Origin of the sequence: Paenibacillus medicaginis (assembly GCF_042138635.1) — a bacterium.
In the GTDB taxonomy this organism is placed as follows: domain Bacteria; phylum Bacillota; class Bacilli; order Paenibacillales; family Paenibacillaceae; genus Paenibacillus; species Paenibacillus medicaginis.
The window spans coordinates 131,545-152,614 of record NZ_JBHIRY010000010.1 but is presented as its reverse complement, the minus strand read 5'-3'; the positions used below and the strand labels follow the sequence as shown (position 1 = coordinate 152,614).

The 21,070-nt window shown below is 46.2% G+C and carries 18 protein-coding genes and 2 pseudogenes; 5 read left to right on the top strand and 15 right to left on the bottom strand.

From position 1 onward, the window contains the following. Window positions 1-9: 9 nt before the first annotated feature. Entirely contained in the window at window positions 10-1,149 is a 1,140-nt protein-coding gene (locus ACE5LO_RS12840) for a GntR family transcriptional regulator (RefSeq protein ID WP_375520415.1), read from the bottom strand. Between the two features lie 570 nt (window positions 1,150-1,719). Between ACE5LO_RS12840 and ACE5LO_RS12835 the strand changes: the two genes are divergently transcribed. Beyond that, the gene (locus ACE5LO_RS12835) at window positions 1,720-2,124 is read left to right on the top strand and encodes a VOC family protein (protein WP_375520414.1); all 405 of its coding nucleotides are present in this window, start codon (window positions 1,720-1,722) and stop codon (window positions 2,122-2,124) included. 104 nt (window positions 2,125-2,228) lie between these two features. On the opposite strand, the gene ACE5LO_RS12830 is transcribed toward ACE5LO_RS12835, so the two are convergent. The 9 genes and pseudogenes from ACE5LO_RS12830 to ACE5LO_RS12790 form a co-directional block, all read right to left on the bottom strand. Next, window positions 2,229-3,728 carry an alpha/beta hydrolase family protein gene (locus ACE5LO_RS12830; RefSeq protein ID WP_375520413.1) on the bottom strand — a complete coding sequence of 500 codons (1,500 nt, stop codon included), beginning with the start codon at window positions 3,726-3,728 and terminating at the stop codon, window positions 2,229-2,231. Window positions 3,729-3,911: 183 nt separating this feature from the next. After that, window positions 3,912-4,280, bottom strand: a complete 369-nt coding sequence (locus tag ACE5LO_RS12825) for a hypothetical protein (protein ID WP_375520412.1) — start codon at window positions 4,278-4,280, stop codon at window positions 3,912-3,914. A gap of 80 nt (window positions 4,281-4,360) precedes the next feature. Beyond that, window positions 4,361-4,927 (bottom strand): dihydrofolate reductase family protein, encoded by a 567-nt coding sequence (locus ACE5LO_RS12820; RefSeq protein WP_375520411.1) that lies wholly within the window; start codon window positions 4,925-4,927, stop codon window positions 4,361-4,363. A 60-nt stretch (window positions 4,928-4,987) separates the two neighbouring features. Further along, window positions 4,988-5,608: a D-Ala-D-Ala dipeptidase VanX gene (gene vanX / locus ACE5LO_RS12815; RefSeq protein WP_375520410.1), complete on the bottom strand. Its 621-nt coding sequence runs from the start codon at window positions 5,606-5,608 to the stop codon at window positions 4,988-4,990. A gap of 4 nt (window positions 5,609-5,612) precedes the next feature. Then, a pseudogene (locus ACE5LO_RS12810) lies at window positions 5,613-5,735 on the bottom strand (D-alanine--(R)-lactate ligase VanF); the annotation flags it as partial. 75 nt (window positions 5,736-5,810) lie between these two features. Then, window positions 5,811-6,447 (bottom strand): annotated as a pseudogene (locus tag ACE5LO_RS12805) (response regulator transcription factor). A 99-nt stretch (window positions 6,448-6,546) separates the two neighbouring features. After that, complete coding sequence (locus tag ACE5LO_RS12800) at window positions 6,547-7,458, bottom strand: RNA-guided endonuclease InsQ/TnpB family protein (RefSeq protein ID WP_375520409.1); 912 nt, start codon at window positions 7,456-7,458, stop codon at window positions 6,547-6,549. A 393-nt stretch (window positions 7,459-7,851) separates the two neighbouring features. Beyond that, window positions 7,852-9,612, bottom strand: coding sequence for a glycosyl hydrolase 53 family protein (locus tag ACE5LO_RS12795; RefSeq protein WP_375520408.1), 1,761 nt, complete (start codon window positions 9,610-9,612; stop codon window positions 7,852-7,854). Between the two features lie 213 nt (window positions 9,613-9,825). Next, a complete protein-coding gene (locus ACE5LO_RS12790; RefSeq protein ID WP_375520407.1) occupies window positions 9,826-10,662 on the bottom strand; it encodes an AraC family transcriptional regulator in 837 nt (278 codons plus the stop codon). Window positions 10,663-10,813: 151 nt separating this feature from the next. Here ACE5LO_RS12790 and ACE5LO_RS12785 point away from each other — a divergent pair, with 151 nt between their 5' ends. The 4 genes from ACE5LO_RS12785 (at window position 10,814) to ACE5LO_RS12770 (ending at window position 16,173) form a co-directional block, all read left to right on the top strand. Beyond that, window positions 10,814-12,550: a glycoside hydrolase family 2 protein gene (locus tag ACE5LO_RS12785; protein ID WP_375520406.1), complete on the top strand. Its 1,737-nt coding sequence runs from the start codon at window positions 10,814-10,816 to the stop codon at window positions 12,548-12,550. A gap of 103 nt (window positions 12,551-12,653) precedes the next feature. Further along, a complete protein-coding gene (locus ACE5LO_RS12780; RefSeq protein ID WP_375520431.1) occupies window positions 12,654-14,240 on the top strand; it encodes an extracellular solute-binding protein in 1,587 nt (528 codons plus the stop codon). Between the two features lie 73 nt (window positions 14,241-14,313). Next, window positions 14,314-15,276, top strand: a complete 963-nt coding sequence (locus ACE5LO_RS12775) for an ABC transporter permease (protein WP_375520405.1) — start codon at window positions 14,314-14,316, stop codon at window positions 15,274-15,276. Window positions 15,277-15,291: 15 nt separating this feature from the next. Continuing rightward, complete coding sequence (locus ACE5LO_RS12770) at window positions 15,292-16,173, top strand: carbohydrate ABC transporter permease (RefSeq protein WP_375520404.1); 882 nt, start codon at window positions 15,292-15,294, stop codon at window positions 16,171-16,173. Between the two features lie 136 nt (window positions 16,174-16,309). Here ACE5LO_RS12770 and ACE5LO_RS12765 read toward each other — a convergent pair whose 3' ends face one another. The 5 genes from ACE5LO_RS12765 to ACE5LO_RS12745 form a co-directional block, all read right to left on the bottom strand. Further along, window positions 16,310-16,930: an NAD(P)-dependent oxidoreductase gene (locus ACE5LO_RS12765; protein WP_375520403.1), complete on the bottom strand. Its 621-nt coding sequence runs from the start codon at window positions 16,928-16,930 to the stop codon at window positions 16,310-16,312. 58 nt (window positions 16,931-16,988) lie between these two features. Continuing rightward, a complete protein-coding gene (locus ACE5LO_RS12760) occupies window positions 16,989-17,585 on the bottom strand; it encodes a DUF1349 domain-containing protein (RefSeq protein ID WP_375520402.1) in 597 nt (198 codons plus the stop codon). 153 nt (window positions 17,586-17,738) lie between these two features. Then, window positions 17,739-18,941 (bottom strand): glycoside hydrolase family 5 protein, encoded by a 1,203-nt coding sequence (locus ACE5LO_RS12755; RefSeq protein ID WP_375520401.1) that lies wholly within the window; start codon window positions 18,939-18,941, stop codon window positions 17,739-17,741. A gap of 327 nt (window positions 18,942-19,268) precedes the next feature. Then, window positions 19,269-20,054 carry an ABC transporter ATP-binding protein gene (locus ACE5LO_RS12750; protein ID WP_375520400.1) on the bottom strand — a complete coding sequence of 262 codons (786 nt, stop codon included), beginning with the start codon at window positions 20,052-20,054 and terminating at the stop codon, window positions 19,269-19,271. Next, a complete protein-coding gene (locus ACE5LO_RS12745; RefSeq protein WP_375520399.1) occupies window positions 20,051-21,058 on the bottom strand; it encodes a FecCD family ABC transporter permease in 1,008 nt (335 codons plus the stop codon). The genes ACE5LO_RS12750 and ACE5LO_RS12745 overlap by 4 nt, the downstream gene beginning before the upstream one ends. Window positions 21,059-21,070 lie beyond the last annotated feature (12 nt).

The following is a 21,070-nucleotide window of genomic DNA, read 5'->3' as shown; positions in this document are numbered from 1 at the left end:
ACTCACAACTTAAGACAAAGGACTGGTGCCTGATGTTTGTTTAATGACAAGTTCAGGCTCAATCAGTGTCTTGCTGAACCCTTTAATATCTCCATTACTGCGGATGACTTCAAGAAGCTGGATGGCTGCGCGGAATCCCATATCCCTTTCGAACTGCTTGACGTGAGTGAAGATGCTGAACTCTTCCACGATAGAGGTTGGATCATCAAAGCTTACGATGGATAAGTCTTCGGGAATACGAAGCCCTGCTTGTTTGGCCATTTGAAAGATCTGTACACCAAGCCTGCCGTTAAGGGATATATAAGCCGTAACCATTTTGTTGCGGATATATCGATACAGCGGATGGTCCTCCGCGTCCTTTAGAACTGTCAGTGGCTTGAAATCCGTAATCATATGGGCGGGATTAATAAGCGCCCCTTTATCTTTTAATGCTTCCATATAACCTTCTATCCGGTCCTGGACCGTGACGGTTTGCAGCGGTGAATCCGAGCAGATGGCAATATCACGGTGTCCCAGCTCCCAGAGATGTTCAACAGCCAGCTTTGCACCCAGTTTTCCATCTGCCGCGATATAATGGGTTTCGACCCCCGGCAAATACCGGTCAATCAGCAAGAAAGGGAACCCAGACAGCTTCATGCCGAGAATTTCCTCATTATAATTCTCTTCATCGACAGGAAAGATCAGTAGTCCCTCTGCTCCAAGCGCTCTAAGCTCCTTGATTGCGGCCTTCTCTTTCTCGCTCTTGCCATCCGTCAACATGATCATGCTGCGGTAACCTTCCTGATTGAGCGCTTGTTCAATCCCTTCAATCAGCCGGATCGCGAAGTAATCGTGGATCGTGGGCATAATAAGCCCAATCATCCCCGTATGTAGTCCCCTTCTACTCGTAAGCGGAGGTTCAGAATTAGTAATAGCTGTGACTGTCTCTTCCGCGACAAAACTCCCTTTACCAGGGACACGATCGATCAGCTTCTCATTAGCTAAACCTGTAAGGGCATTTACAACCGTGATTTTACTGACGTTAAATTGATTCATCAGCTCCTTCTCTGTCGGTATTCGATCACCTGGCTTCATTTTCTCTGTGATGATTATTTTGCGGATATATTCCTGAATTTGTTGGTATAACGGTATTCGGTCATTCGTGTTCATTATTATCACATCACCAATTCACTTGATAAGATTTATATATATAATATATTTTTACACGCACACGCACAAGCACAATAGACAACCCAGAGAGGGATGCAGTGTTCTAAAAAAGACAGGGATGCCTGTACATTGGCCCCCCTGGAGATGCACCGCCGTTCATGCTGAGCACCGCGGAGCGGCAAACGAAATATGTTTTCCATCGCCTCATCATGTAACATTTTGCCCCTCCTTTCCATGTGGCGAACGACAACCGCTCCACTCTCCGCAATCATCGTTCCTCGTGTAACATAACCTATAGCGGAGTGTTCATTCATCATAAACCACCATAATTTCCTCTTCTGTAATCCAGATTACAAAGATTTTTGCTTAGAGTCCAAAGACGAATAAGAACCTATATCCCTATAAATACTTACGAAAACTTGATACAACACTACTGACATACCGTTGTCAGTAGTGTTTTTGTATAGTCGGAGTAAGTAATCGTAAAGGAGTAGGAGTAAATATGAAGTATTTGGCCCAAAATGATATGATACGGTATTGTATCACTTATTATAGGAAGGATGGTATCTCGTGAATTTTGCTTCTATACGCATCATTACGGATGACGTGGATCGTCTCGTCGAGTTCTATGAGAAAATCACGGGTGTTTCGGCGGAACGCCCTGCGCCTGTCTTTGCCGAACTCGTTATGCCATCGTGCACCCTGGCGATCGGCCACTCCCAGACGGTGCAACTGTTCGGCGCTGGTTCCGCAGTGGCGGCCAGCAATCACACTGTCATCATCGAGTTCCACGTCCACGATGTCGATGCCGAATACGAGCGCTTGAAGCCGTTTGTCGATGAGTGGGTAAAGGAACCTACCACCATGCCGTGGGGGAACCGTGCCGTGCTGTTTCGCGATCCCGACGGCAATCTTGTTAACCTCTTCGCGCCGGTGACCGAGGAAGCAATCAAACGTTTCAGTGGCAGAAGTTGACGGACAGTTGAAGTGAGTGAGGCGAATTTCGTAGAGACCATAGCGACGAGCTATGGTCTCTTCATTCTTATTAGCATATCAAAACCGGTAGCCTGCTCCGTACTTTATAACGCGGTTACGAACTTCACCTCCGGAAAGCGGCTATCCGGTCCTTTCATTAAGATTCCGCCTTGATTTTTCAAATACATATCGAAGAAATCCAGCATATAGGCATTGATAACGGAGTTTGCTCTTTCGGGCGCAATCTTTCCTGTAATGCCCAGCATGTTGAAAACCGGAGAAATGAACTGTACGTCGGCAAAATTTAAATGCTCCGTATTTTCGATATAGAGGATTAATCCCCCTTCATCGACCGTTTCGCGCATCCGTTCAAGCTCCAACTTTTTATCTTCCGTTACTTGATCTTCCCACTCTCTTGTTGAGCCCATCCGGTTAAGCTCTGCATCCGTGTATACCCGGTTATCCATCACCCTTTTTAATTGTTCGAAATAGCTTTCCGAGTTGATGAACAAAAATGGCTTTCGAAGACCCTCTCTGTCACGCAGTCGGTAAAGCCCTCCATCAAGGTCTATACCAACCGCGATTCGCGGATCGTAAGAGGCGTCATAGGCCGTCGCTCCGCCGATGGAATGGCCGAACACCCCGACATGACGAAGATCAATCCTGCCTTTGAGATGACTTGAAATCTGTCCCGATTGGATGAGCTCGAATTGGTCCAGCGCAAACGCCACATCGCCGGTTAGAACTTCTCCCAACTTGTCGCGATTTTCTCTACTCGTCCGGTAATCTTGGCCCGGCGAGAATAAGTCGTTGGTTGTGCTGGTCGTGATTCGCCCGTCCGGAAACTCGGTTGCGAATGTATTGTAGGTGTGGTCGATCACCGCCACGATATATCCGTGACTCGCGAGATTTTCGGCTTGCGACGTGTGAAGGAACCTGGAAGAGCCGTTGCCGGGATTGGCAAGGATCAGCGGGTATGAAGTCTGTGCCGAAGAGACTTCGGCCCCCGAATAAGCATGACTGGATACGTACTTCAGGTGTTGAAAAGTAAACCCGGGAAGGCCATAGTCCGCGGCCATATAAGGCAAAATCTGAGGATCGGGAACAAAGGGCGCGTACTTGCCGGTGCCGGCTTGAGCCGGATACCATACCTGAACCATCAATTCTCTCTTGCCATTTCGGGCTTCATCGAAAATCTCTTCCCTATTCGTATCCACGAAATGAAAAGTTTGCGTTCCAACCTTAAATTCGCCTGTCGGTTCAGGGAGTTTAAATACAGGAAAAGCATACATGAGCCCCGCTGTTACGATCATCATTATCGCTATAGCGGTATAAGCTGATCCCCATATGAATCTCGGGATTTTTGGGGGGCCGGATTTTTTTAAATAGCTATAACCTGAAATGGCTAAAAAAATGATCGTGATGCAATATGGGAAAAATAGCTGAACTCTGTAGCCTTCCACCGTCCAGTGAATGACCAGCAAAAGTGTGGCAATCCCGCTTGCAACGAATACTGGAATTGTGCGGCGTCCTTTATTTAACAGGACTGTTAATGTAAATAAGGCGATGTTTGACAAAAAAAGCAACAGTTCAAACAACCTCATCTTCAATTCTCCTTTCGCTCTTTTAGTATAAAGACGGTTTCGGAATCCAAAATGTATCAGTTACGGTACTGTATTCTGTCCTTTCGTTCAACGACGAACGGCGACCGATCGAGTGGCCGGCCGCCGCATGTCATAATTGAACTATCGTTCCCAGTTGTCCCACTGAGTCATCTTCCTGCTTCTTTAAAGCTTGACGTCCTTGACAAAATGCAGCATCTCCTCGGACATTTTAGCAAGCTCCTGGGAGGACGAGGTGATCTCCTCCATCGTCGCCAGTTCAAGCGCGCCAGAACCGATCGGTATAAAATCCGGCTGATTGATTTGTTCTTTGAGCTCCCTCGCTGTCTGAATGAGGTCCTCGTACGTATATCCAGCCGATAGCGTTGGAACGCCCGTCTGCTCGAATATTTCGGGATTGTACATGACGGATTGGGCATTCACGCCAGTAACGATGCCGTAGAGCTTTTCGTCAAACGTGCCCGCCGCGCGTGAACTGTCATCCAAATCGGAAACATCAAGCTTCCCGGAGGCAACCAGATCATCCAGCGGCATAATTTGACTCGTCCCTGCGAAAAAAATGTTAGTTGAAAAAACGGCAACCGGTAGTTGGCCGGCTGCCGTCATGTGTTCAATTATTTCTCCAGCTCATAGCGGGCCGCGATAATACCCGACTGGAACGTTCGGCTGGATAGCAGCTTGAGCCTGATTTTCTCGCAGCCGTCGAATACCGATTTTCCGCTGCCCAGGACGACCGGACAAATGGTAAGCAGGATTTCGTCGATCAGGCCGAGCTTGAGCAGCGTCTTCGCCGCTCCCGGGCTGCCGAAGATCACGAGATTTTTGCCGGGCTGCTCCTTGAGCAGCTTGATTTCCTCTGCGATATTGTCCTTGATCAGCGTCGTATTGTTCCATTCCGCCTTGTCCATCGTGCCGGAAATGACGATCTTCTTAACATCCTGCAGCCATTCGGCATGCTCCATACTGTGCTTCGATGCATTCGGATCGTCCAGCACCGTGGGCCAGTAGCTCTCCATCAGTCGATACGTTGTGCGTCCGTAAACGGGAGAGCCGACTCCGGCTACGACCTCCTCGGCGTATTTTTCGAGTTCCTCGTTGTACGGAATCCAATCGAGTCCTCCGTTCGAATCCGACGCATACCCGTCCAGCGATACATGCATGAACAATACGAGTTTTCTCATGTTCGTTTCTCCTCCGATTTTGAATTTAGTTTGTCCTGCCGTCACGTTCATTATGAATCATTACGTTACGTAAGGTTCAATAGGAAAATCAAAATAGGAGCTAGGATACGGCTCATTCTTCAATGTATAATGCCACCATTCACAAGCATAAGAGTTAAAGCCGCTGGACTCCATGAACGAACGCAATAACCGGCGGTTTTTAGTTTCAGCTTCAGTGATCCCCTTAGCTTCGTGATGAGAGATGACATCCATCAGATCAAAATCACCTCCCATTGGAACAAGAACGCCGGTATCCAACCGATAAAGAGTCAGATCAATTGCACTACCACGGCTATGACCCGATTGAGTCGCTATGTAACCCTTCTGAATCATTTCGGAACGGTTGATATTAGGATAATGTTTTGATTTTGTACGCCCATCTTCAGGCTCTTCAGACCATTGTAGAAAACGATCCACAGCGCGTTGCGGACGATAACCGTCCCAGAGAAGCAAGCCATACCCAAGGATAGCTGCCTGCTCCTGTGCCATATGCAGCGCGGCAGCCAATTCATGGGTGCCAACAATACGATTGACTTCATAACCATCGACCGGTTTTCCGGTGAAATTGTCCCATGTGGCATACTTGGCATCCCAACGAATTCCGGGGAGAACTTCATCAAGGAACACAAATCCTTTTTTCATATCCTTACTCCTCCAGCGCTAATGCGACAATACGTTCAATCACATCGGCAAGCGTTAAGCCAGCGGCGGCCATCATTCTTGGATAGCGGCTGTAAGAGGTACAACCAGGCATCGTGTTGACTTCATTATTCCGCAATATAAGGACGGTAACAGCAGCATCTGTAAAAAAGCTTTTCGCTTCAGCATTGCATAATTGCCCTTCTTACTGCTTTTCAATTTTATAACCGACCCCCCATACTGTTTTGATATACTTTGGCTTTTCTACAGTGTCGCCCATTTTTTCACGCAAGTGACGGATATGGACGGTGATCGTATTGTTGCTTTTGCTGTAATACTCGTCCTTCCAAATCTCATGAAATAGCTCCTCGGCACTTACCACTCCGCCCTTTCGCTCCAGTAAAATGCGGAGTATGGAAAATTCTGTGGGTGTCAGTTCAAGAGGTTGTTCATTCAGTAGGCACTCATGCGTGCTTACATCCATAACCAAACCTGAATGGACGATTACAGGCTCAGTGACAGGGCAGACTGTGGCGTGTTGTATTTTTTGTAGCGCCGCAACTGTGCTTTCGCACGCGCTACCATCTCCAGTGGACGGAACGGTTTTGTGATGTAGTCGTCGGCACCCAAGGTTAGCCCCGTATTTTCTGGCAAAGCATGAAACCATTGATGTCCGGCAGCATAATGTCCAGAATGGCAAAGTCAAGCTCCGTCGTCTCAATGCAGGCAAGAGCTTCCTTTGCAGAGTAAAACTTGAACACTTCATAATTTTCATTTCGCAGATACACTTCTAGTGAATGTTCCCACCGCCTGAAGAGGCGGGAGCTTCTTGTTTCAACAATCGCTGCCTTTCTGTAGGAAAGGTCTGACTGGATCTCCACAAGCGTTCGATGCAGCACGCATCCCGTTCGGGGCAAACCCTCCCTACGGTATTCGATCCATCACGCTACGATGTCCAAAGCCCGCTGCAAAATGACCTGGGCCGAAACGATGTCCCTGTCCTGCACCAGTCCGCATGCTTCGCATTCATGAAGCCGGATCGCCAACGTTTTGGGAACATCCGCACCGCATATGCAGGTTTGCGATGTGCCGTGGGCGGGCACTTCTACGAGTCGCTTCCCCTGTCTTGCCGCTTTATACGACAGATACGTGATGAACCTCCGCCATCCGGCATCCGCGATGCTTTTGGACAGACGGCGGTTACAGATCATGTTCTTCACTTTCAGCTGCTCCACCGCAATCAGGTCATGTCCCTGAACGATGCGATGCGATTGCTTGTGCAAGAAATCTTTGCGCTGCCGCACCACTTTCTGGTTCCGTTCGACCGGGCGAATGTGACCCAAATCAACGTAAAACGGCATGCAGACGGATGGATCGTGGGGATCGGTGTGAACATAGAGGCAGCGGAAGCCGGCCAGACGGCGGAAACAGCCGTGATGTGCACGCAGGCGAACAAAGCCGATTTTGGACAGATAGACGTATCCATTCCGGGCGAAAGTCTTGTCTACCGCACCAGGCTGAGGGTATGTAAAGGAGAGATATCGGTCGGCTGACTTATAATGAGGAAAACCTGCATCGCCGCGAAAGAACCGCTGATAGGCATCATCCAAACGCCGCAGGCAATCTTGTAACACTTGCGAATGAACTTCTTTATATTCGGGAAATTCCTTCTTGAAGGCGGGCAATTCATTTTGCTGCATGGCGTAGGTGACGGTTGTGCCCTCTTGGTTGTAGACGGTATCCCGTTGCTCCTTCGCCCGATTGTACAGCTTTCGGCACAAGATCAACGTTCGAATCATGCCTTCTTCCTGTTCGGGGGTCGGGTAGAGGCGAAATTGATACGTGATTTGCATGAAGGGTCACCGCCTTAATAAGAACATATATTCCCATCATACCACACAATCATTCAACTAGGAAAGCACGAGCCATATACAACAGACAAGTGCATTTAGGCTTCGCCTAACCGAGATTCATCCCCTACTTAATGGACATTACCGTCATTCGAAAACGGATGTCCACTTATGATGTGTAACACTATATGAAAATACAGTAGATTCATAGACTCGTCAACAAAACTTAGAGAGAAAATGGTAAGCAGCTTCTTCCTTTTGGCCAAACAATTTGTAGGCATGGCCGAGATAATGGGTAGCCGAACACCAGTTGCAGCACAAGGGCTACAATGGAATTGGTGAATAAAGCCAGGAAAGCCGTATTGTATGGCCTCTCAGGCTTTATTCGCTATACTTCTACTGTTCGTTTTCCTGCTTCGTAGTTGATGGCAAGCCTTCTGTATTGTATCTATAGGCATCAAATACGGGGAGGGCTCTGCCGTCAAAGTCAAACAACGTGGTATTGGAGACAACGTTTTTATCCGGAAGATCGTCTGCTTCCCTGATCGCCCAGCCCAATCCCGGTGCTGGAATCATGATGGGGTCCCAGTACAAGTCGCCGATGACTCTGCCGTTATTTACACTCTTCAAGCCGTTAAACAGTTCATACATAAAATCCCGCTGCCCTTCCCGACTGCTCATGCTGGCAGGGTAAGGCCCATTGTCTGCGAGTTGTCCAGCACTATCATCCGGCAGCGTAGGATTCCAATTAAAGCCGGTTTCCATGATCATGATATCCTTCTCATATTTTTGACCGATATCGTTAAGGAAATCGACCAGCTGGCTTACCGTTTTTTTCGTCCAGAACGGGTAATAGGAAGGCCCGATAATATCATAATCGACTTGATACAGGTTCAGCTGATCGAAAAAATCATAATACTTATCGTAATTCCCTGCATCATCCAGATGAATAATGACCTTGGTCGACGGTGATACCGCCTTTACTGCCTGGGAACCCGATTGGAGGAAGCGGGCAAGATGATCCCAATTCTCTGAAGTCACATCTTCTACTTTGCCAAAAGGGTAGAGCAGCCCTCCCTGCATCTCATTGCCAAGGGATACATACCCTGGTGTAGTTCCCTGAGCTTTCATCGCTTGCATGATCTCTGTCGTATAATCGTATAGAAGCTGATTTAGCTTGTCCACCTTTTGCTGTTCTGTTGTGAGATGTTGGATTTGCTTTTGCCATTCGTTCGGAATGATCTGCAGGAGACCATTGGTCCAATAATCGCTGTAGTGAAAGGAGAGCTGAATTTGCAAGCCTGCGGCTTTCGCACGCTTAGCCAGCTTCAAAATATCTGGTTTATCCATAAAGCCAGCGGAACGGTAGTATTTCCTATCTCCCTTGCCTTTGCCAGGATCATTATATAAACGCAGGCGGACGATATCATGTCCTTCCTCTTTCAATATTTGAAACAGATCCTTTTGCTTCCCTTTCCGATCATAAAACTTACCGCCCTTGGCTTCTATTTGTGTTAACTCAGATACATCGCCACCTTTAAGCAACTTGTAGGGTCTATTGTCATGTACAAATTCTACAAAGTCCAAATTCAGCCAATTCCCAGCTTTGGCATCAGAATAGATTCCTACAGTCATTTTGCCGTCATTGACCTGAATGCCTCTCACGGTTACCTTGATCCATTGAGAAGAAACCGGCAGTGCTGTTCGTGATTCGGACTTATCAGCTCCCTTTGCATACAAATATGCCGCCCTTTGTCCACCACTGTTCTTCGTCCAGCCGGTCAGGGTATAATAACCGTTGTCCAGCCCAGTCAGGATCTGCTCCGTTCGTACTTGATAATTCTTCTTGCTATTGGCATGCTGCAGGCTGTATTGTCCGCTGTAGCCTGAAGCCGCCTGCTGTGAGGATGATTTATCCCCTGAGGCATGCCAAACCTTAAGTTTACTGCCTTGTGCAATTTCAAAATCATAATTCGCTATCGTAACTGCAACAGGGACAAAATCTTCATTGGGGTTTAGACTGTTCACAAGGCTGCCGCTGGGCACTGTAGCCTGTGGGGATTCCGCTTGACTTATATTCGCGCTGTTCACACAAAGTACGATCACTAGCAGAAACATAGTCACGATTTTTCTGGTACCACCGACAAATTTTATCATCCTTGCACCTCCATCAGAATAGGTATAAGCTGCTTGTTGACCACTGCTGTTCGATCTAATCGCTCCCCTCCTTTTGTGATAAACCCATACTGTACATCTATTCAGACTAAATGATAGCGCTTTCAATTTATAATTTACTTTTTTTCCCGTTTCGATACAATTCATCATTGGCGGATAAAGATGGAGTATTTTCTGTTCATGATTAAGCGAGTATCAATCTCCTTGCATTCTGCGGTATTCGGTCGGAGAGAGACCATTTCGTTTCTTGAACGTTTTGCTGAACTGGTAGACGTCGTAGTAACCACAAGCTCTCGCTATATCTGTGATGGAATCACCTGTGAACCGGAGTCGGCGGACGGCGTGCTCATTGCGAAGCTGATCCAGGTACTCCTTGGGACTGCACCCGTACCGGGCTGCGAAAGTTCTGCGTATATAAACGGGTGAGAAGCCAGTCTGCTCCGCCAACTCGGTGATGCGAAACTCGGTGGCAAATCCAGTATCCAGCTTCTCCTTGAACCTGCGAAGCGCTGCTGTTATTCCTTCCTCACCGCTGTGTCTTCCCCCTGCTTCCGCTGCTTCGTGTCCCTCTTGCACCAAGCGGTACCAGACAGATTTCACGCGGGCTTCCCGCACAAAATCCCCAGGTACCCATTGCATTTCTGCTTCCCGGAACAGTTCCCCGATTTTGCTCATGTGCTCACTTTGTAAAGGCAACAGAAATGGCAGCCGCATCCGTTCGATAGGCTCCGGGACATCCCATTCATTCTCATTTTTCCTCAGCGAAGCGCAATCGAAGAGCAACATCGTCATTCGGAGTGGATGCGCTTCGGATGACTTCATATAGAGAGGCAACCCGGGCCAAAGGTACACCAATGTGCCCCCTCCTACTTCCACGTCCCTCTCCTCACAACGGAAAATACCCTTGCCACTGTAAATGTAATAAAAGGTATGCCCGGATACTGTCTGCCGGATATCCTCCCAACCTGGCAACGCAGGCTTGGCGAGTACCCAATGTATATGCACCACCATATTTCCCAAAGCATACTCCATCAGATCTTCCCCTTATCCTAATTTGTATCATTTATGATAAATGAACAGGATTGTTTTTACCATTGTCGCTTCATTGCTAACGATGCTAAACTCCGAACATACAGACCATCCATTATAGATGATCTACGCAAAATTATTGGAGATGATGAATATGATCCGAACGTTTCAGCAGCATCGACTTAGGCAATGCCAATTGCTTGACGGATTATGGGATTTCGTTTTTGACAAGGACAATATGGGTTTAACTGAAGAGTGGCACACGAACTTTCCTTCTAACCCCGATCGGATACCCGTGCCAGCTTGTTGGAATAACGAGCTCGGTAAATACGACTATGAAGGCGTAGCATGGTACCGCACTTGGGTAACGCTTGACGATAGCAGCCATCTGCGTTTACTGTTCCACGCCGTGATGGGGCATGCCGATGTGTACTGGGATGGACAGCATCTGGGGTACCATTATGGTGGATTTACTCCTTTTGACTTTACGATTCCTAATGTCACTGCCGGAGTTCACGAACTCGTTGTCCGTACAGACAGCACACTGGGGCATAACACTTTACCCTACCATATTGTGGACTGGTTTCATTACGGCGGAATCATCCGGCCCGTAGAGATTCAATGCTTGTCTGATGTCTGGATCGAGGGGATGCGTATCACGTATGACATGACAGGAGATTCCAGTGCTGATGTCCGGGTTCTGCTCAAGCTCCGCTCCATGTCGGATGCGCCTGTCGAGGTACCCGTATCTCTCTATCGCAACGATGAGATATTCCTAAATGATAACGCTTACCTTCCTGCCAAGGGTAGCATGGAACTAGTCGTGGAACAAGCCTGGTCGGATCTCCAGCGATGGGAACCTGAAGATCCTGCTCTCTATATGATCAGAGCCGTAACCGGCCATGACGATCGGACAGACCGCATCGGGTTCCGTACCGTGGAGACCCGGAACAAGAAGATTCTGCTGAACGGCAAGGAGCTTTACCTGCAGGGAGTTAACCGTCATGAGGAACATCCGGAATGGGGCTTCGCTTTTCCCAACAAATTAATGAACAAGGAACTTGACATTATCCTGCAGATGGGATGTAACACCGTGCGCGGGTCACATTATCCCCAGAGTGAATACTGGCTCGATCTGCTGGATGAGCGGGGCGTACTTTTCTGGAGCGAAATTCCGATCTGGGGCGCCGCATTTCCGGCTAGTGAGACGGACGATCCGCTCTTCGTAGAACGCGCGCTGACCATGATGGATGAGATGATCGAGCGGGATCTTCACCATCCCTCGATCCTGTTCTGGTCTGTTCATAACGAGATTGATACGCGCTCCAAGCAGGCCTATGAACTGTCCATAAAAATGACAGAACTCGTTAGGAGCAAGGATCAATCCAGGCTGGTGGCTTATGCCACTATGCACCCTATGACAGATATCTGCCTTGGACTATTCGACGTTATCGGAATTAACTATTATGGCGGATGGTATTTCGGACATGTCGAGTTCGAAGAGATGCTCGAAGTCTTTCATGAGCGCTGCAAGGAATATGGAGCCGAGGACACCCCGGTGCTTATGACCGAATTTGGCGGAGCAGGCGTATACGGAGATTCCGGCTGGGAACCCCGTCTATTCAGCGAGGACTACCAGGCTGATATACTTGGCAAGTCCCTGAAGCTCTTCCGGTCCGATTCGAAGATTAGCGGTACTTACGTATGGCAGTTTGCAGATACCCGAGCCCAACTGCAAAGCCATCTTCCCCACTTCAGGGATCGGGCACGCTCCTTCAATAACAAAGGGCTGGTCAACGAATACCGCAAACCAAAGCTGGCCTACCGCGTGGTCAAGGGCATTTACACCGGTCACAATGATCCATATGACTGGGGTTCCACGCTGAAATGATCGCTAAGGGCTATCCCGATGAGGATAGCCCCTTCAGATGAAAAACCGTCATTCCAAATTTTAATATCATTACGGAGATGAGGAGGACGATGGGTTCATGTCCATGCACATAAGAAAGATAAGCAAGTATGCAATCATCTTGGGACTGTTAGCAACTACGCTGGCCGCGTGCGGTGGAGACGGTTCAGAATCAGCGGAATCAACAGGAGCAGAGCAGAATCAACCACTAACGAAGTTAACGTATTGGGTAGAACTGTTTCCAGATGCTGCCGCCATTATGAAGAGTTATGGAGAAGTTACTGCCTGGCAGGAAATCGAAGCCAAAACCGGTGTGGAAATAGAATTTCAGCATCCGGCACAAGGCCAGCTCGGAGAACAATTCAATTTGATGGTAGCATCAAATAAGCTGCCTGATGTTGTCGATTATGGATGGAACACTTACCCCGGTGGAGCACAGAAAGCGATCAGAGATGAGAAGCTCATCCCGTTAAATGATTATTTGGAGCATGCGCCCAACCTGAAGAAACTGCTGGACGCTCATCCGGAATGGAGAAAAATGGCTTCTACCGACGATGGCGATATCATAGGCTTCCCGTTCATTCGTGAGGATGTCACGCAGCAAGTGTTCCTGGGACCCGCAATACGTAAAGACTGGCTGGATAAATTGAATTTATCTGTACCCACAACCATTGATGAATGGTACACCGTTTTGAAAGCGTTTAAAGAACAGGATCCCAACGGAAATGGTGAAGCGGACGAAATTCCGATTCTAATCCCGGCAGGAGAATTAGCTTTTGCCGGTGCCTTCGGGATCCCTAACGATTTCTACCAAGAGAATGATACTGTCAAATACGGGCCAATTGAACCCGGTTTCAAGCAATACCTGACCACAATGAATCAATGGTATAACGAAGGTCTGCTCGACAAGGACTTCGCGACAGCGGCAACAGATAGCAAAATTAAAGATGCAAAAATTACGAGTAATCAGGTCGGTTCGACGGTGTTGTTTCTCAATGGCGGAATCGGAAAATACATGGACTTAATGGCGCAAAGCCAACCGGGTTTCAAAATTGTCGGAACCCCCTATCCGACTTTAAAGCCTGGTGAAAAACCGGTGTTCGGATATATGGATAATCCCGTTACCGGTATCTTCGCAGCCATAACCGGTAGCAACAAAAACGTTGTTGGAACTGTAAAATTTCTGGATTACCTGTACAGTGAAGAAGGAAAACTCATTATGAACTTCGGAAAGGAAGGCGAAACTTACACGTTAGTTGACGGCCAGCCCCAGTATACGGATGCTATCTTGAAGAATCCTGACGGGCTGCCGATTTCCCAAGCCTTCAGAAAGCATATTATGGGCGCGACATCAGGTCCTTTTGTGCAGGATGTACGTCACTCGCAACAGTATACGACCAAGCCGGAACAAAAAGAGGCCATGAAGCTGTGGTCTAACACTACACAGGAAAAAAGAATGCCTCCCGTTAGTATCTCTGCAGAAGATAGCAACCGATACTCCTCGATCATGACTGACGTTAATACATTTAAAGACGAAATGATTCTGAAATTTATTATGGGTACCGAGCCGCTCGATCATTTCGATAACTATGTAGAAATGTTAAAAGGTTTGGGCATCGAGGAAGCGATCCAAATTCAGCAAGCAGCTTTAGAAAGATACAACAACCGATAAGTATTGCTAACCATTCCGGAATATGGGCTAAGGGACAGCTTGCCATATTCCGGTCATCCGGGAGGGAGAATTCGTGCCTGATTTAGACAGAAACTCTGTGCAAGCAGCAGTGAGAATACCTGCGGACAGCAAAAAGAGTATCATCAAGCGGGACTTGGTTCGTAATCGATATATTTATTTGATGCTTGTTCCTGTTTTGATTTACTATGCCATTTTTCATTATGGTCCTATGTATGGTCTGCTTATTGCTTTTAAGGATTACGGTATAGCAGATGGTGTGTGGGAAAGTCCTTGGGTCGGTTTCACCCATTTTCAGAACTTCTTTGAAAGCCCTTACTTTTGGCGGCTGCTTCGAAATACCTTAATGATCAGTATTTATGAATTGTTGTTTGCATTTCCCGCCCCGATCATCCTGGCCCTATTGCTTAATGAGATTCGTCTCATCATTTTCAAGCGAGTCGTACAGACGATTAGTTATCTCCCTCATTTTATTTCAATCGTGGTAGTAGCCGGAATGCTTGTCGACTTTGCTGCCCGCGATGGCCTGATGAATAACATCCTCGGCTTTTTTGGATATGAACCCATTGCATTCCTGCAAGAACCGGGATGGTTTCGCTCGATCTATGTATCCTCCGGGATCTGGCAAGGAATTGGCTGGGGTTCTATTATCTATCTCGCCGCAATGTCCTCCATTGATCCTACGCTGTACGATGCCGCTCGTATTGATGGTGCAGGGCGTTGGAAGCAAACTTTGCATGTCACGATACCAGGCATTATGCCTACCATTGTCATCTTGTTTATACTTAATATAGGATCCATGCTTTCCGTGGGAAGTGAAAAAATCATTCTGTTATACAACCCGCTTACTTACGAAACAGCTGATGTTATTTCAACCTATGTATACAGAAAAGGTATTCTTGGAGCGGATTTCGGGTATTCCGCCGCAGTAGGCTTATTCAATTCGGTCATCAGCTTCATTTTGCTTATAGTCGCTAATACAATTAGCAAACGAGTAAGCGAACATAGACTGTGGTAAAGGGGATCGTGAAAAATGACATATAAACGTTCTCTGGGGGAAACTGTATTTTCATGGTTTAATGTCTGTTTTATGCTGTTACTTTGCTTCGTTACACTCTATCCATTTATTTATATCCTGTTTGCATCGCTAAGCAATCCTGCAGAAATGGCCCAGTTTCGCGGCATGCTGTTCTACCCACAGGGATTTAGTTTTGATGCCTATATAGCGGTGCTGGAAAATCCCATGGTTACAACCGGCTACCGGAATACGCTTTTCTATGTCACAGCAGGTACAGCCATCAATTTGATGATGACAACACTCGGTGCCTATGCTCTCTCTCGTCGTAACGTTTATTTCAAAAACCACATCATGCTCATGATCGTGATCACAATGGTGTTCAGTGGGGGGCTTATTCCGTCCTTCCTGCTGGTTAACAATCTTGGCATGTTAAATACGCCTTGGGCACTTCTCTTACCAGGAGCAATCAATTCGTTCAATTTAATTATTATGCGGACCGCATTTCAAGGCATTCCGGCAAGCTTGGAGGAATCCGCACGCATCGATGGAGCGAATGACTGGGTTATTCTGACCAGGATTATTATCCCCCTTTCCATGCCCGTAATTGCCGTCATGATTTTATGGTACGCCGTCGGACATTGGAATTCGTATTTCAATGCATTGATTTATTTACGTGACCGGGAATTGTTCCCTCTGCAGCTGGTGCTCAGGGAGATTCTGATTTCCAACAGCACAGATAGTATGATGACAGGAGCAGCGACCGGTGATCGTCTGGATATCGGGATAACGATAAAGTACGCCACGATCATTGTGTCTACATTGCCGATCCTGGTCCTGTATCCGTTTTTGCAAAAATATTTTGTGCACGGCGTTATGATCGGTGCGCTCAAAGAATAATGGATAGCATGGCTGCTGAACAAGCCGATTCGATTCATAACAAAGATTGAAGGTAGTAATGTATAAGGGTCCTTCCATATGAAAGGACCCTTATAACCATAAATATCAGATGGTCTCAATAAAATGTATACCACCCTTAGTAAGAAATACCTACTCGAGATTTGATGTAATGGCTGTCTTTAATTTGATGATACGTGAATTCTGCTGCATCCATAACAGATATCTCAACACCACCTTCAGGCAGAACGTCACGCTCTACCCGATATTTACCCAAGCGTTCTCCGTCCGGCAAATATGTAGGGCATACTATGGTCCAATCCAGAGTTGATTCTTTGAGCAATGAATATACTCGATGATGTTCTTCTGCTGCACGGGTTGACTTACGCCTGGATTCGCTGGATTGGTATCGCAGGACATTCGGGAAGGATCTGCTTTGCAGGATACCGGCAGTTCCTACAGTGATCATTCGTTGTATACCTTCGTTATGCATTGCTTCGATGATGAACGGCATACTTTCGGACATCGTTGTTGTTCCATCTGTGTTCAGTGCACTAATTACGACATCCATTCCATGCATTGCACGCACAATATCCTCTTGATTCAGCACATCACCTTGAATAACCGTTAAGTTTCTATCATGATCCCGGATTTTCTCCGGATGACGAACCAGCGCAGTCACATGATGCCCGTCCTTAAGAGCGTGTGTAACGATAGGGCTCCCGACTCGTCCAGTTGCACCCAAAATTAAAATATACATAAGAACACCTCTTGATCTTCGCAATATGATTTCTCCAAACTCTCTCCTTGATCTTAAACTAGAAGCGGTTTTCTTCATCCGGGACAGAAATATTCAAGTATTTGAAACTAACTCTGCAGCCAGAACCCTTCGGGGATTGAGCTACAACACCTGCGATGAACGGGCCTTGTGCCTCCATACCAAAATAACGAATAAGTTTCCAACTCTCCCCATCTGTGGAGTAAAGGAAGGATACAACTCTTCCCCTCTTAGTTATTCTCAAATAAGGCTGCTCTATATGGACCTGCTCTGAATTACAATCATCAGAAAAGCCGTTTTGAGTAACTACAGATACTATTGTTGGGTACTGGCCATTTGATTCGAAGCACAGCTTTGCCCAGTTGTTTTCATCCGCCATTAGCATCAGGCACCCCGAATCATACATATGACGCATGTCCACCTCAATTTGTGTAGTAAGTTCAAATGTCGAATCAACATTCAGATGTAAAAATGGAGCTGAATGGACTACATGCTTGCCTCCCGGATCTTTAAAAAAATCGGCTTCGGGCGGTGCATCGACAACTAGCTCCCCGTTCGCCGTGAATTCCCAGTTGCCCGGTTCGTGCATCCAGATTAATCGATTCCTAGCTTCAGGCAAAAATAAGTTATTGTTCACTTCTTATTCCTCCTCCTCGCAGCAAAATGCTCTATGCATAATGATATTATATTTCGTCAAACAGTCCATCACTATATAAGTAATGTAGTGAAACGGCATGTCCCTCTCTTTTACAGGAACACGCCGTTTGCTGGAGTTGCCGCAATGTTTGGATTATTGCATACCTTGCATGATGGCATTAATGATGCCTTGCTGGGTAACGGTATAGTTTGAACGGTCAAACAAAGCGAAACCATGCTGACCGTTATGTCCATTGTCCCAATAAACTGGAACCATTTTGTATTTCTTCGCGGCTGCTGTCACAGCTTTGGCATAAGCTTGACGATATACAGGATTGCTTGAATCATACGCCGTTTTATCGATAGAGCCGAATTCACCGATGACAACAGGATAGCCTTGAGTTACAAACTTATCGTACATGGATTTGAATTGCGAATCCAGATAATCCTCTTGTCCCCAAGTAGACTTTTTGGAAGGATTCGTTGCAGTTGCTCCCCACTGTGTAATCGTACCGGATTCTTCACCTGCAAAATCCCAAGGAGAGTAATAGTGTGCCGAGATCATGATTCTCTTTTGCGAGCTAGGAATTGCTGAGGATCTGAAGTTATCTGTCGGAAGAACGAAGCCATAATTACCTGCAGTATAATCAATATTGGTATTCCAGCCCGGAATTAGCAACCATCTGGAATTGTTATTGCCACCGGTCTTCCGGACAGTATCCACGAAGATTTGATTATAGGCGTTCAGATTAACGTAATATGCCTGATTGGGATTGCCGTAGCTCCCATCAAACACTTCGTTCATGGATTCGAAAATAAGACGCTCATTATAGTTGCTGAACTTGGTAGCAATCTGCTGCCAAACCCGTTGATACTTCTCCTTAATGGCAGCTTGATTGCTTCCATTCACCAGCAACCATCCACCCGGCATGGAATTGTACCCATCGCCATGAATGTTAATGACGACATACAAGCCTTCATTGTAAGCATAGTCAACCACAGTTTGGATTCGATTCAACCATGCGGCGTTAATGGTATAATTGGGAGCGCTTCCAATATGATTGAAATAGGAAACGGGGATTCGAATCGTTTTGAAGCCCGCAGCCTTCACCTTTTTGATCAGTTCCGGGGTAACGACAGGATTGCCCCAAGCTGTCTCATTCGGTATGCCGTTTACCGTTGCTTCAAGCTGATTCCCCAAATTCCATCCTGCACCCATCTCCGACACAATTTCCGAAGCCTGCAATGATCTGAAATCAGCTGCTGATGCGCGGGTACTCCATCCGGTAAAGACCACAGAAGCCAGCAATACAAGTGCTAAGCTGCAAACTCCATATTTCTTCATTTTTTTGAGCATAACCTAACCTCCGCTTATCATATTGTTTTTTTCAACAAGCAGTGAAGTTACTCTCTTGATACAGATTGAATGATTCGGGAATCCGCGCCTCCCTTCCTTATCGATCAAACAAACAAAATAATCGTACACTACCAACAATAACATATTTATGGGAAATAAAGAAGTGTATTCCGCGTTTTCTCTGACTGTTTATCACAAAATAATCCATCTCAGAAAAGCTCATTCAACCATTTTGCGAATTTTTCATTTTCCTCAAACTGTGGATAATACTCTATATTCTTCATCAATAGAACAACCTCTGATTTTTTATCAGAGGTTGTTCTGCATTCATTCTTTAAATAGATGAAAATTGTAGACAGAGATCGATTCACTTTCAGAAGACACATTTATTTCAGCATCAACTTTAAAAACATCACGTAACATTTTCTGTGTAATGACATTTTGAGGAATGCCACAGTCATAAAGTCGTCCAGATTGAAGCACAATTATTTGATCGGAAATCATTGCTGCTTGATTAATATCATGCAGGACCAGGATGATTGTGATGCCCTGTTCGATATTTAACCGTTTAACCAGTTCAATAATCTCAAGCTGGTGGTGGATGTCCAGATAGGACGTAGGTTCATCAAGTAACAAAACAGCAGGCTGTTGAGCTAGTGCCATTGCGATCCATGCCCTCTGACGCTCCCCTCCAGACAAACTATCTACTGCTCTCTCAGTTAAATCCACTAAATGAGTAAGTGTGATGGCTTGGTCTACAATTGCCCGATCTTCTTGATTTAATCGTTCGAATTTCCTTTTATGAGGGAAACGGCCATATTCAATTAATTGTCTAACAGTAATCTCGGGATTACTCTCATGTACCTGCATTAAAAAGGCAAGTTCTCTAGCAAAAGCTTTCCTGCTCCATTTATTGATTTCACTATTTTTAAATAAAATTTCTCCATCGGTAGTCTGAATTTGCTTTCCAAGCGCCTTTAAAAGGGTGCTTTTACCACAGCCATTTGGTCCAAGAATACTGTGGATCTTTCCTGCTTCAAACTGAAGAGTTAAAGCCGAAATGACTTCATTATCATGATATCCAATATGAACATTCTTTGCCTCAAGTGTCATATCGTTCTCTTCTTTCGTAACAAATATAAGAAAAATGGAGCACCTATAACCCCCATAATAATACCAACGGGCAGCTCAATTGGTGCAAAGGCAACACGGCCAATGGTGTCAGATAAACACAAAACTGTCACTCCTAGCAACGCTGAAGCCGGCAGCAATATTCTATAATCATTTCCCACGATAAGCCTGGCAGCATGAGGGACAATTAACCCAACAAAACCAAGAAGACCAACAATACTTATTGCACTGGCAGCAAGCAACGCGCTTAGAGCAATAAACCATAAACGATAACCCTCCGTGTTAAGTCCAAGCGATTTCGATTCAGCATCGCCCAGTAATAGAACATTCATTCGTTGAGCGCTTAGTAAAGCCAGTGTTACCCCAATAAGACTATAAGGAACGATGATCTCTACATGCCCCCAACTTTTTGCGGACAGGTTTCCAACCATAAAGGAAACCGCCCCTTGTATACGATCGCTATAAAACGTATACAGGGCCGATACTCCGGAGTTTAAAAAAGCGGAGGCTGCAACTCCCGCGAGGATTATCCTCATAGGGGAAACCCCCTTGTCCCAGGCTAGCATATAAATAAGCAAGGCTGAAGCCAACGCTCCAAGAAATGCAACAGGAATCAACAAATGTGAAAAGGCAGGGAAGACCAGCAACATGGTTGTTCCAAACAAACCTGCACCCGAGGAAACACCGATAATATGGGGATCAGCCATAGGGTTACGCATAACCCCTTGCAACAATGCACCCGAAAGAGCTAGATTTATTCCCACAAACACGGCTACAAGTGTACGCGGCAGCCTAATATTCCAAATGATTGTGTAGTATTCAGAATCTGTGCTTCCAAATAAAATACTTAAAATCGACCGAACATCCACGGAAACTGCTCCAAAACCTAAACTAATTATAACACTGAGTATAGCCAGGATTAAAAAAAGTCCAATAATGAAAAGCTTCCAGCTTATCTTTTTTCTAAACCCTTTATTCTCATTCATAAAGATTGCTCC